Origin of the sequence: Chryseobacterium formosense (genome assembly GCF_900116415.1) — a bacterium.
Lineage (GTDB): Bacteria > Bacteroidota > Bacteroidia > Flavobacteriales > Weeksellaceae > Chryseobacterium > Chryseobacterium formosense.
The window spans coordinates 187345-201111 of record NZ_FPAP01000003.1; the positions used below are offsets into that span (position 1 = coordinate 187345).

Here is a 13767-nt window from a genome sequence, read left to right on the forward strand (position 1 = left end):
TTTTCATCCTATCCTGATTTAAGTCGTTCCTTCGGAACTCCCATTAATTTATATTTTGATTAATCTGATGATATATATTTAAAGAATTGCTTAGAATTTTCGTGTAACCTTTCACATCTTCTCCCGTCCACGCTCTGTTTGCTTCGCCATAGCTTCCGAATTTATCGGACATTAGATCATGCCTAGATTCAATTCCGTTTAAGATAAATCTGTACGGATGAAGGCTTACAAAAACTTTTCCGCTCACTGTTTTTTGAGAATCGACTAAAAAAGACTCGATATTTCTCATCACAGGATCTAAGAAAAGCGCTTCGTGAAGCCAGTTTCCGTACCAATCTGATAATTGGGATTTCATCATTTGCTGATATTTTGAAAGCGTATGTTTTTCCAATAAATGGTGCGCTTTGATGATCACAGATGCCGCCGCCGCTTCGAAACCTACTCTTCCTTTAATTCCAACAATCGTATCTCCAACGTGGATATCACGACCAATACCATACGCAGAAGCTAATTCTTCAATTTTCTGAATTGCATATACCGAATGTTCAAAATTTTCTCCGTTTACTGCTACAACTTCACCATTTTTGAACTCAATTTCCAGTTCTGAAGGCTGAGTTTCTTTAATTTGAGATGGAAAAGCTTCTTCTGGTAAATAATTTCTTGAAGTCAAAGTTTCTTTTCCGCCAACTGAAGTTCCCCAAAGTCCTTTATTCACAGAATATTGCGCTTTTTGGAATTCCATTTCATAACCGTGCCCTTTCAAAAATTCAATTTCTTCTTCACGGGATAAAGATAGATCACGAATTGGCGTAATGATTTCCACATTCGGACACATGACCTGAAAAATCAAATCGAAACGGACTTGGTCATTTCCAGCACCCGTACTTCCGTGAGCAATCGCATCAGCACCGATTTCGATGGCGTATTTTGCAATTTCCTGCGCCTGAATCGTACGTTCAGCACTTACAGACAAAGGATATGTATTGTTTTTCAAGACATTACCAAAGATCAAATACTTTACGCAAGAATTGTAGTAGTCTTCCTGAGCATCAACGCACCTGTATTCTTTTACCCCAAGATTAAAAGCTTTTTTCTTCAATTCTTTTTCCTCTTCTTGAGAAAAACCTCCGGTATTTACAGTTACTGCATACACCTCGTATCCAAGTGTTTCACTCAAATATTTGGCACAGTAAGAGGTATCTAACCCCCCACTAAACGCTAAGATTACTTTCTTGCTCATTTTGATATTGATTTTTGGGTTGATTATTTACAACCTCATTTACTTTATTATTATCAGGAACGAAAAGCATTGCTGTACAAAGACAGTTTTTTCGTTCTTTTTTCATTAGAATTTCATAGTTCACACAACTTTTGCAGCCATTCCAAAACTCATTATCCTGAGTTAATTCAGAATAAATTACTGGTTTATAACCTAAGTCACTGTTAATTTTCATTACAGCAAGTCCCGTCGTCAAACCGAATATTTTTGCATTTGGGAATTTCTCTCTTGACAATGCAAACACTCTATCTTTGATCAAAGTTGCAATACCTCCATGCCTGAATTTTGGAGAAACAATTAGCCCAGAGTTAGCTACAAACTGACCGTGTGACCAGGTTTCTATATAGCAGAAACCTACCCATTCGCCATTTTCAGTAGCGACTACAGCGTTACCTTCCGAAATTTTTTTACTTAAATATTCGATGGAACGTTTTGCGATCCCCGTTCCTCTTCGCTGTGCAGAATCATACATTTCCTGCTGTATTTCACTCACATACATTAAATGTTCGCATGAGGAAATTTGTATTTCCATTTATTTATCTGAATTTTTTGGCAAATTTAAAGTATAATAACTTTAAAAACCAAATTAAAAAGATATTTTTATTGAATTAAATTAATATACAGGTAATTTTATCTTTAAGTTAAATTAATATTTTGCTAAATTATTATACATTTGCTAAAAATATATAGTTATGGAAAATAACTGTCCAAAATGCAACAGCAATAAAATCGTAAAAAGTGGAATCGTTAACGAAAAACAACGTTTTCACTGCAAAGACTGCAACTATTATTTTACCGTAAAAAAACTTGGAAAACAGATTGATGATTACTACGTGACAAAAGCTTTACAATTATATCTTGAAGGCTTAAGTTACCGTGAAATAGAGAGAATTATAGGAGTTTCTCATGTTACAATAAGTTCATGGATTAAGAAATACAATATTATACGACCTCCTCATTCGGAATTCCATCCGGTTTATAAAATTTTAAAACAAAATGAACTGATTGAATATATTGCTAAAGAAGAAAATATTAAAAATTCAGGATTAATTATTACTCAGTTTGCAGATAAATATATGCTGATTAAATGGGAACGATTTAAAAAATAAGTTTGAAAATTATGAGTTATTAATTATAAATTATGAGTTTTTGAAGCTTTTTTATTTAAATAAATAATTATTAATCAAATATTTAAATTTAAAATATCAATTAAGATTCAATTATTTCATAACTCATAATTCTTCATTTTAAATTCATAACTATATTATTACCATTAATATATATTAAATTTTTATAACTAAATTATTAATTACAATTTGGCTTTCACAAAAAACAAAGCCAAAAATTGATAATTTATGAAGAAAATACTCACATTTATTGGATTAGCTTTAATCAGTAATTCTTTATATTCACAAGGCTCTCCCGATTATGGAAGCGGGCTGAAAGTTAACCTTAATCAACAAGGAGACAAATACGTCAGATTTATTTTATGGGATCAGTTCTGGTTAAGAAACACAGATATGAATCCCGGAAGTATGGTCGGCGGAGAACCAACCGACAATTCCTGGAGCTTAGGAAACCGTAGATTGCGTGTTTTGGCATATGCTCAGATTTCCAAAAGGTATATGATCCTTGCTCATTTTGGAATTAATAATCAAACCTTTATCAATGGTGGCGGTTCAGGTACTTCGGGAACGGGAGGTTATGGAAACGGCAAAAAGCCACAAATGTTTTTTCATGATGCATGGAATGAATATGCAGTTATTTTACCTGGAGAAGCGGGAAAATTCAGTTTATCTTTGGGAGCCGGGCTGCATTATTATATGGGACTTTCTCGTATGACAATGGCTTCAACATTGAATTTCCTTACTGTAGACTCTCCTATTTTCACTTGGCCTTTGATAGATAATTCTGACCAGTTTGCAAGGCAATTGGGAATGTTTGCGAAAGGAAAATACGGAAAACTGGAATATCGCTTTAGTTTAAATAAACCTTTTGCAACAGATTTAGTTCCGGTAAATGTAACAGATCCGGCAAAAGCAGTAGCAGTTGACAATAACGGAAATCCAAACTTTTCAAAAGCAGGCTATGTAGAATATCAGTTTTTGGATGAAGAATCGAATACGCTTCCTTATAAAGTTGGTTCTTATCTGGGGACTAAAAAAGTTTTCAATTTGGGAGCAGGTTTTTATCACCAAAAAGACGGAACGAGAACTTCTGTGAATTCAATTATCGAAAAACATGATATTACGCTCGTTGCAGTTGATGCTTTTGCAGATATTCCGCTAGGAAATGCTAAAAATAAAATGGCAGTTTCGGCTTACGCAGGGTATTACAACTATCAATTCGGCCCCAATTACATCAGAAATTTAGGAATCATGAATATTGCTTCATCCGATCCAAATTTCATTGGCAACAAAGCCATCGCAGGTGCAGGAAATCTACAGCCAACGATAGGGACAGGGAATATTATCTACGCACAGGCTGGTCTATTGCTACCGAGCCAGGCAGAAAAACCGAAAATAAGAATTCAGCCATTTGCAGCGTATACCCACAAAAGTTTTGAAGCGTTTGAGAAATCTTCTTCTCAATTTGATGTCGGAGCCAACTGGTTCATAGACGGTCATCACGCAAAAATTACAACACAATATTCAACAAGACCGGTTTATACAAGTCCTACGGAAAGTCCATCATCAAAAGGAGAATTCATTGTGCAATTTCAAATTTATTTATAAAAACTCAGAAAACTCAATATCAATTTTAACTAACATCAAAATTAAAGCAATATGAGCGATAACAATCAAATAAGCTACGAGAATATGACCGAAAAGCAGAAAAACCGCACCATCTGGAGCGTTATCACTGCATCGTCACTCGGTACATTAATAGAATGGTACGACTTCTATATTTTCGGAAGTTTAGCCATCGTTTTAGCAACGAAATTTTTCCCTTCAGACAATCCTACTGCAGCGTTTTTATCTACGTTAGCAACTTTCGCAGCCGGATTTGTAGTGAGACCTTTCGGAGCGTTATTTTTCGGAAGATTAGGAGATATTATCGGAAGAAAATATACGTTTTTGGTGACTTTATTAATTATGGGATTCTCAACATTCCTCATCGGATGTATTCCAAGTTATGAAACTATCGGATTTATGGCACCGGTTTTAGTTTTAATTTTAAGATTATTACAAGGTTTGGCTCTTGGAGGTGAATATGGCGGCGCAGCGACTTACGTTGCGGAATATGCACAGCCACACCGAAGAGGTTATTGGACTTCCTGGATTCAAACAACAGCTACAGCGGGACTTTTCATTTCATTAATCGTAATTTTAATTACAAAAAGTACACTTTCTGCAGAAGAATTCGACAATTGGGGATGGAGAATCCCTTTCTGGATATCGATTTTAATGGTTGGAGTTTCTTACATCATCAGAAAAAACATGAAAGAATCTCCTCTTTTTGCAAAGGCTAAAAGTGAAGGAAAAACTTCAAAAAACCCTTTAAAAGAAAGTTTCGGGAATAAATTCAATTTCAAATTTGTCTTACTGGCGTTGTTCGGAGCTGCGATGGGACAAGGTGTAATCTGGTATACAGGACAATTTTACGCGATGAGTTTTCTTCAAAAAGTGATGAACGTTGAGTCTGCGCAAGTTGATAAATTAATGGCAATTGCTCTTTTGATGGGGACACCCTTCTTTGTTTTTTTCGGATGGCTTTCTGATAAAATCGGACGAAAAGCAATTATGATGACCGGAATGTTGGTGGCAATTTTAGCATACAGACCCATTTATGACAAAATGTTTAACAGTATCGATTTGAAATCAAAGACAGTTGCAGAAAGCGGCATTATTGAAAAAAGAACAGCAAAAATTCATGATAAGATTGCAACGGACAGCCTAATTACTTTTCATAAAGAAACACTTTTCACAGACGGAACCTTAGCTAAAAAAGACAGTATTGTTCATTGGTCTCCAACCGGACCTGTTATAAAAGACGGAAAAGCAGAAGAACCTAAAGTTTCCCAAACAGTCAAAATCAACAGTGAAACCAATCTGTTATTAATCTTCTTAGTGTTTATTCAGGTAATTTTTGTAACGATGGTATATGGTCCGATTGCAGCGTTCTTAGTCGAAATGTTCCCAGTGAGAATCCGCTACACATCGATGTCTCTGCCTTATCATATTGGAAATGGCGTATTTGGAGGATTGCTTCCCGCAGTGGCAACGTACTTAGTAACAACAGGAAAAGAAGCTGGACACTCAACCTGGTATCTGGAAGGACTTTGGTATCCGATTGGAGTTGCTACAGTCTGTTTACTGATCGGATTATTTTATCTTAAAAATAAGAACAATAATATTCACGACTAAACACTCAATCACTTAAATTTTTATTAATTTTAAAACTACTAAAATGAACGGAATAAAAAAAATATTAGGCATTCTTTGGATTGCAGTTGCTTTAGTTGTAGGATATTTCGGGATAACCGTTTTGGGAATTCCAAAAATTACCTCAGGAAAGCAGGAAGATCTTGTATTCGGAATCATCATTCTATTTGTGTTGATGCCGATAATCTCAGGCGGAATGGCAATTTTCGGCTACTATTCTTTAACGGGAGAGTATTCTGACGATAAAGTTTAAATAAAATATGTTAGTGATAATTGGCGGATGAATCTGTCCGTCAATTATCTTTTATATCATTATGAAAAAAAGACACGAACAAAAGCTAATTATCCTAAGCATGGGACTTCTGATTGCATTCAGCATTCCTGTTTCATTGTTGTTCAACAGTGAAAAAGAAGTGTTCGGCTATCCGATGGTTCTGATCTATATTTTCGCTGTCTGGATGGTTTCCATCATTATCTCTTTTGTAATCGTAAAAAAATATGATGAGTAGTTTCGCATTATTTTTTGTGGTTTTGTTTTATCTGGCACTTTTATTCTTAGTCGCTCATCTGGCGGAGAAGAAAAAGAGCAAGCTTTGGATCAACAATCCTTACATTTATACCTTGTCTCTGTCGGTGTATTGCACAGCGTGGACTTACTACGGAAGCATCGGAGTTGCGGCAACAAGTGGACTCAATTATCTCCCGATCTACATCGGCCCCATCATGGTAATTCCTGCATGGATTTACATTAATACTCGAATTGTGCGAATTGCAAGAGTAAATAAAATAAGCAGCGTCGCAGATTTTATTTCGTTAAGATATGGTAACAGCCGAAGTTTTAGCGCTATTATTACGATCGTCTGTCTTTTGGCGATTGTTCCTTATATCGGTTTACAGATCAAGGCTATTTCTGAGACTTTTCACCTAGTGACAGAAACATCAATTTCACAAAATATCCTGACCGATAACGCAACTTTTGTGGTTGTTTTAATTGCCTTATTTGCATCTTATTACGGTACAAAATATGTCGATGCATCAGAAAAACGTCTGGGAATTATCTCAGCAATTGCTTTGGAAAGTTTTTTAAAACTTTTTTTCATCATCATTTTAGGAATTTTCGTTATTTATTTCGTTTTCGACGGCTTTTCTGATATTTATGAAAAGGCAAGCAAATTTGAAGATTTTAAACAAAAAAATACATTCAATGGAACTGACGGAGCTATGAACTGGATGGTTCTTTGCCTAATTTCAGGAACAGCAATTTGCATTCTTCCAAGACAATTTCACACGGCAATTGTTGAAAACAGACAAGAAAAGCATATCAAAACAGCCATTTGGTTTTTTCCACTTTACTTATTGATTTTCACTATATTTATCTTCCCGATTGCGTGGGGCGGAAGACTAGTTTTTAATGGACAAAATGTAAATCCCGAGTTCTATTCTATTTTAATTCCACAGTATTTTAATAATACCTGGATAACAGTTTTCGTTTTTCTTGGGGGACTAAGTTCATCTATTTCAATGATTATCATTTCGGCAATTACTTTATCCATCATGCTTTCCAATAATTTAATTATTCCTTATGGCTTGTTGGGCAAATTTAAATCTGAAAATGAAGTACAGAACACTCGAAACATCACCAACATCAGAAAATTCAGCATTTTCGCATTGGTGATTATGGCATTTGTCTTTTATAAATATTTCATTCTTAAAACTTCATTGGATTCTGTTGGTTTGATATCATTTGTTGTTATCGGACAATTGGCACCCGCATTTTTCGGCGCAATATTCTGGAGAAGAGGAACTTATAAAGGTGCAGTAATCGGATTATTGGCAGGATTGGCGATCTGTTATTTCGGATTAATTATCCCTCAATATTATTTTTCTTACAATCAGGAACTTAAAGGAATCCTGAGAGAAATGTATGACTCTTTTGATTTCTTTAAAATTTCTTTTCTAGGAAGAATTCCACAGATTTTCTTTTGGTCGATGTTGGTGAATACGGGATTATTTGCAATCATTTCTGTTAGTGTTAAAGGAAATTATCGTGAAAGAAATTTCGCAGAATTATATGTTGATATTGACAAATACATTCAAAACCATGAAAATGCTTTCATCTGGCGCGGAACAGCTTATGTTTCAGACATTAAAAATATTCTGGAAAGGTTTTTAGGCAAAACTAAAACCGAACAGGCACTCAGAATTTTTAATTTAAAATATAATATTGATTCTCAGACAGAAACAGCCGATTCAAGATTTATCAAATTTTCAGAAAATTTGTTAGCAGGAAGAATTGGGACGGCTTCGGCAAAAATTTTAATTGAAGGGGTAACGAAAGAAGATAAAATATCTTTAAAGGAAGTTTTAAATATTTTAGAAGAATCCAAAGAAAATATTATCCTTAATAAAAAGCTGACAGAACAATCGCAGGAACTTCAAAAACTATCAAATGATCTGAGAACTGCCAATCAAAGTTTAATCATTAAAGACCGACAAAAAGACGATTTTCTGGATTCCGTTGCGCATGAATTAAGAACACCAATCACTGCGATTCGTTCGGCTGGGGAAATTCTGGCAGATGACGATGATATTCCTTTGGATATCAAAAAAGAATTTTTGAACAATATCATTACAGAATCGGATAGATTAAGCGAGATTATCAATGATATTTTGTATCTGGATAAGCTTCAGCATGGCGAAATTGCTTTACATATTCAACAAAATAATATTATTGAAACCTATAAAAAAGCATTAAACCCAATTCTGCATCTGATTCAGCAGAAAAATATTCATTTAAGTGAAGTCAATCTTCTAAATCAATATTTATTTGAATATGACGGAGCGAGGATGATTCAGTTATTTCAGAATATTTTAGGAAATGCTTTAAAATTCACTGACGAACAGGGAACAATTCAGACCAAACTTTACGAAAAAGAAAATAAACTAGTTATTACAATTTTTAATACCGGAAAACACATTCCCGCAGAAGATCTGGAAATGATTTTCGATAAATTTTACCAGTCAAAAAATCAAAATATTTTAAAACCAACAGGAAGCGGGCTTGGATTGGCGATTTCAAAGAAAATAATAGAAGCTCAGGGCGGAACCATAAAAGCAGAAAACAGCGGATTAGGCGTAACTTTCACCATAACCCTTCCCGAAAAAATAAAAGAGAATAAAAATGAAGTTGAACAAATTTAAGACACACTATGAAAAAGATAATTATTGCGGATGATGAACACAAAATATTAATGTCGCTAGAATACAGTTTCAAGAAAAACGGCTATGACGTATTCATCGCAAGAGATGGAACCGAAGTTTTGGAATTTCTAAAAACCATGATTCCCGACGTCATTTTACTTGATATTATGATGCCGAATCTTGACGGTTACAGCACATTAGACATCATTAAACAGGACGAAAAATTAAAAAATACAAAAGTCATTTTTCTAAGTGCCAAAAACAATCCGAGAGATATTGAAAAAGGCTTGGAAATGGGAGCTGATGCGTATGTAACAAAACCCTATTCGATTAAAAAACTAATGCAGCAGATTGAAGAAATGTTTGAATAATTATTTAAACACAAACCTCACTAATAAACTACACTAATATCACAATTAATATTCGTGTTATTAGTGAAAAAAATTTGTGCAATTAGTGTTTAAAAAGAAAGAAAATTACTATGAAAACAGAGAATTTGTTTGAACAAAGCATAGAAGACAAAGAGAATTTCTGGAAGGAGCAGGCTCAGGAAATCAAATGGTTTGAATTTCCTTCACAGATTCTTTCAAAAGATGACAATGATTACACCCAATGGTTTTCCGACGGAAAGCTGAACATGTGCTATTTATGCATTGACAAACATATTGAAGACGGCTTTGGAGAACAGGTTGCGATTGTTTACGACTCTCCTGTTACCCATCAAAAGAAAACTTATACTTTCAATCAGGCGAAAGAAGAAATTTCGAAGTTGGCGGGAGGTTTGGTTTCTTTAGGCTTGAAAAAAGGTGACACAGCCGTTATTTATATGCCGATGATTCCGCAGACGCTTTTTGCGATGTTGGCTTGCGCGAGAATTGGCGTGATTCACAATGTGGTTTTCGGAGGTTTTGCTCCCAATGAATTGGTCGTAAGAATTGACGATTGTAAACCAAAAGCATTAATTACAGCAACAGCCGGAGTGGAGATTTCAAAAAGAATCCCATATTTACCATTGGTTGAAAAAGCGATTGAACTCGCTCAGGATAAAGTCGAAAACATTATCGTTTTCAATAGAAAATTAGTAGATAATCAACATGAAATGTTCGACGGATTGATTGATTATGAAGAATTGGTTCAAAAATCAGAACCTGTTGACTGTGTTTCGGTTGAATCGACTCACCCACTCTATTTGCTTTACACATCAGGAACTACGGGAAAACCAAAAGGAATTACACGAGATACAGGAGGTTATGCCACTGCTTTGAAATTTTCCATGAAATATATTTATGGAATTAAGCAGGGAGAAACGTATTGGGCAGCGTCTGATTTTGGCTGGGCGGTCGGTCATAGTTTTTCGGTTTACGGACCATTAATTAACAGAAATACAACGATTATTTTTGAAGGAAAACCTATTATGACTCCCGACGCGGGAACTTTTTGGAGAATTATTTCAGAATATAAAGTTTCTACCATGTTTACGGCTCCAACAGCGATTCGGGCTATTAAAAAAGAAGATCCTAACGGAGAATTGGTAAAAAAATATGATTTAAGCCATTTCAAAAAACAATTTTTAGCAGGCGAAAGATGTGATGTTGCAACACTGGATTGGTTTGCAGAACACATCGGAGTTCCCGCGATCGATCATTGGTGGCAGACAGAATCCGGCTGGCCGATGTTGGGTTTAATGACTTTTGACGAAAATTATAAGATTAAAAGAGCTTCTGCGGGGAAACCGATTCCTGGTTACGATATTAAAATTTTTGATGAAAACGGTTATGAACTGGATGCGCATCAGGAAGGTTATTTAATCATCAAACTTCCGCTTCCGCCGGGAGCTTTACTCGGAATCTGGAATGATAATGAACGTTTTCAAAACAGTTATTTATCACAATACAAAGGCTATTATTTCTCCGGAGACGGCGCGATAAAAGATGAAGACGGCTATATTTTCATTACCGGAAGAGTGGATGACGTGATTAACGTTGCAGGACACCGGCTTTCGACTTCGGAAATGGAAGAAATCGTCTCATCACATCCCGATGTTGCAGAATGTGCAGTTGTTGGGATAGATGATGATTTAAAAGGACAAATTCCTTTCGCATCGGTAGTTTTAAAGAATGGTTCTACAATTTCAGAAGAAGATTTAGAAAAGGATATTGTGAAAATGGTTCGTGAAAAAATCGGTGCAGTTGCCTGTCTTAAAAATGTAATGACCGTAAAACGTTTACCCAAAACACGTTCCGGAAAAATTTTAAGAAAACTGATCAGAACCTTATTGGACGGAAAAGAATTTCAGATTCCGTCAACAATTGACGACGAAAAAATCATTGAAGAAATTCAACAAAAAATTGAGGATTATAGGGCTTAAACGAGAAATTAAACATAAATTTAAATAACAAAAATTCAAATTTCAAAAACGAACGGGATATGAGAAATTACTTAATAGAAGATCTACCGCATTATTTTGAAGAGTATAAAAAATCTATCAAAAATCCTAAGAAATTCTGGGATAAGATTGCCGATCAAAATTTCGTGTGGTATCAAAGATGGAGCAAGGTCGTAAAATATGATATGAATGAAGCTAAAATCGCTTGGTTTAAAAATGCAAAATTAAATATAACTAAAAACTGCCTAGACAGACACTTAGCTGTAAGAGGTGACAAAACCGCCATCATCTGGGAACCGAACGATCCGAAAGAAGAGGCACAGCATATTTCTTACAACGAATTATATACAAGAGTCAACAAAACTGCCAATGTTTTAAAAGACATGGGAATTGAAAAAGGCGACAGAGTCTGTATCTATCTTCCGATGATTCCTGAACTGGCGATTACTATGTTGGCTTGTGCTAAATTGGGTGCTGTTCATTCCGTTATTTTTGCAGGATTTTCAGCTTCTGCCGTTGCCTCAAGAGTGAATGACTGTGAGGCTAAAATGGTCATCACTTCAGACGGAAGCTATCGAGGAAGCAAAGTTTTAGATCTAAAAAGCATCGTCGATGATGCGTTGGAAAAAACTCCGACCGTTGATAATGTTTTGGTAGTAAAAAGAACGCACAACGAGATCAAAATGAAGGAAGGAAGAGATCATTGGTTAGCCGATTTATATGAAAAAGCTTCTCCTGATTTTGTTACGATCATTATGGATGCAGAAGATCCTTTGTTCATTTTATACACTTCAGGTTCAACTGGAAAACCGAAAGGGATGCTTCATACTTCTGCCGGTTATATGGTTTATACGGCTTACACTTTTAAAAATGTATTCAATTATAAAGAAAACGATATTAATTGGTGTACTGCCGATATCGGATGGATCACAGGTCACTCCTACATTCTTTACGGACCACTTTTGAACGGCGCAACAACCGTAATTTTCGAAGGAGTTCCAACTTATCCCGAACCGGACAGATTTTGGGAAGTTATTGAAAAACATAAAGTTACTCAATTCTACACAGCTCCGACTGCCATTCGTTCATTAGCGAAAGAAAGTGCGGAATGGGTTGATAAGCATGATTTAAGCACATTAAAAGTCATTGGTTCCGTTGGTGAACCTATCAATGATGAAGCTTGGCATTGGTTCAACGATCATGTAGGAAAGAAAAAATGCCCTATCGTTGATACTTGGTGGCAAACTGAGACAGGAGGAATTATGATTTCACCGCTTCCTTTTGTAACGCCTACAAAACCAACTTACGCTACCCTGCCTTTACCGGGAATCCAGCCTGTCTTAATGGATGACAAACGTAATGAAATTACCGGAAATCAGGTGACGGGAAACCTTTGTATCCGTTTTCCTTGGCCGGGAATTGCAAGAACAATCTGGGGTGATCACCAGAGGTATAAAGAGACTTATTTCTCAGCTTTTCCGGGAAAATATTTTACGGGAGATGGTGCTTTGAGAGATGAAGTCGGATATTACAGAATTACAGGTCGTGTAGATGATGTGATTATCGTTTCCGGACATAATTTGGGAACAGCTCCGATCGAAGACAGCATCAACGAACACCCTGCTGTAGCCGAATCAGCGATTGTCGGTTATCCTCATGACATCAAAGGAAATGCTCTGTATGGATTTGTCATTTTAAAAGATTCCGGCGCCGACAGAAAGCAGGAAAACCTGGTAAAAGAGATCAATCAATTAATTGCAGATCAGATTGGTCCGATTGCAAAACTAGATAAAATTCAGTTTGTTTCCGGGCTTCCGAAGACACGTTCCGGGAAAATCATGCGTAGAATTCTGAGAAAAATTGCGGAAGGCGATTTCAGTAATTTTGGAGATATTTCTACTCTATTGAATCCCGAAATTGTTGAGGAAATTAAAAATGAGAGACTAAGCTAAACATACCTTACATTTATTTAAACTCTGTGTATTGCACAGAGTTTTTTATTTTAAACAAAATAGACAATTTCTTAATTTTTATTAATTATTTATAGATAAAATAAAATATTATAAATTTTATTAAATTTTTATTAATTATATTAAAAATAATTATAACTTTAGATAACCAAAATAGCATTACTATGTCAAGCATTTTAGCAGGAATATTTGCCCAACACAGTGATTATAAAAAGCTTGAGCAAGAGCTTGAAGCTTCAGGATTATCTAATTCTGATTACATTGTGTACCTAAGTGACGATCATCATAACTCCCAATATACGGTGAGTGTAGAAATAAAAAACAGAGAGACAAATGAAAAAGCGAGGCACGTCTTTGATAAAAATGATGTTTTAAAAACTTATTTTTTCGAAAACATGAGCATTAATCAGGCTTCTTACAGCAACCTAAAAAGATTGATTGATGCACGATGCAAAGCTGAAATCCATAGCAGTCCGGATGTCCGAATAAAAGTACAGCACGACGGAATGAATTCTGAAGTAAAAGCTTAAAACTAAATAAAAACTG

The 13767-nt window shown here is 35.3% G+C and carries 12 protein-coding genes; 10 read left to right on the forward strand and 2 right to left on the reverse strand.

The genetic code is table 11. The features are described 5' to 3' along the window. Window positions 1-43 precede the first annotated feature (43 nt). Both argG and BM371_RS12455 read right to left on the reverse strand, forming a co-directional pair. Entirely contained in the window at window positions 44-1240 is a 1197-nt protein-coding gene (gene argG / locus BM371_RS12450; protein WP_034673530.1) for an argininosuccinate synthase, read from the reverse strand. Continuing rightward, complete coding sequence (locus BM371_RS12455) at window positions 1212-1811, reverse strand: GNAT family N-acetyltransferase (RefSeq protein WP_034673528.1); 600 nt, start codon at window positions 1809-1811, stop codon at window positions 1212-1214. The genes argG and BM371_RS12455 overlap by 29 nt, the downstream gene beginning before the upstream one ends. 160 nt (window positions 1812-1971) lie before the next feature. On the opposite strand from BM371_RS12455, the gene BM371_RS12460 reads away from it, so the two are divergent. The 10 genes from BM371_RS12460 to BM371_RS12505 all read left to right on the forward strand — a co-directional run bounded on the left by BM371_RS12460 (window position 1972) and on the right by BM371_RS12505 (window position 13751). Next, window positions 1972-2388 carry an IS1/IS1595 family N-terminal zinc-binding domain-containing protein gene (locus BM371_RS12460; protein ID WP_034673526.1) on the forward strand — a complete coding sequence of 139 codons (417 nt, stop codon included), beginning with the start codon at window positions 1972-1974 and terminating at the stop codon, window positions 2386-2388. A 246-nt stretch (window positions 2389-2634) separates the two neighbouring features. Then, complete coding sequence (locus BM371_RS12465; protein ID WP_034673524.1) at window positions 2635-4014, forward strand: hypothetical protein; 1380 nt, start codon at window positions 2635-2637, stop codon at window positions 4012-4014. Between the two features lie 51 nt (window positions 4015-4065). Further along, window positions 4066-5646 (forward strand): MFS transporter, encoded by a 1581-nt coding sequence (locus BM371_RS12470; protein WP_051882557.1) that lies wholly within the window; start codon window positions 4066-4068, stop codon window positions 5644-5646. 43 nt (window positions 5647-5689) lie between these two features. Continuing rightward, the gene (locus BM371_RS12475; protein ID WP_034673521.1) at window positions 5690-5917 is read left to right on the forward strand and encodes a DUF6814 family protein; all 228 of its coding nucleotides are present in this window, start codon (window positions 5690-5692) and stop codon (window positions 5915-5917) included. Window positions 5918-5978: 61 nt separating this feature from the next. Continuing rightward, on the forward strand, window positions 5979-6173 hold the full coding sequence (locus BM371_RS12480; RefSeq protein ID WP_034673520.1) for a hypothetical protein: 195 nt from the start codon (window positions 5979-5981) through the stop codon (window positions 6171-6173). Then, on the forward strand, window positions 6166-8865 hold the full coding sequence (locus tag BM371_RS12485) for an ATP-binding protein (RefSeq protein WP_034673519.1): 2700 nt from the start codon (window positions 6166-6168) through the stop codon (window positions 8863-8865). The genes BM371_RS12480 and BM371_RS12485 overlap by 8 nt, the downstream gene beginning before the upstream one ends. Window positions 8866-8873: 8 nt before the next feature. Further along, entirely contained in the window at window positions 8874-9236 is a 363-nt protein-coding gene (locus tag BM371_RS12490; protein WP_034673518.1) for a response regulator transcription factor, read from the forward strand. A 110-nt stretch (window positions 9237-9346) separates the two neighbouring features. Further along, entirely contained in the window at window positions 9347-11233 is a 1887-nt protein-coding gene (locus BM371_RS12495; RefSeq protein ID WP_034673516.1) for an AMP-binding protein, read from the forward strand. 59 nt (window positions 11234-11292) lie between these two features. Then, window positions 11293-13203: an acetate--CoA ligase gene (acs, locus tag BM371_RS12500; protein WP_034673514.1), complete on the forward strand. Its 1911-nt coding sequence runs from the start codon at window positions 11293-11295 to the stop codon at window positions 13201-13203. 182 nt (window positions 13204-13385) lie between these two features. Then, window positions 13386-13751, forward strand: coding sequence for a hypothetical protein (locus BM371_RS12505; protein WP_034673513.1), 366 nt, complete (start codon window positions 13386-13388; stop codon window positions 13749-13751). The last annotated feature ends 16 nt before the right edge of the window (window positions 13752-13767 follow it).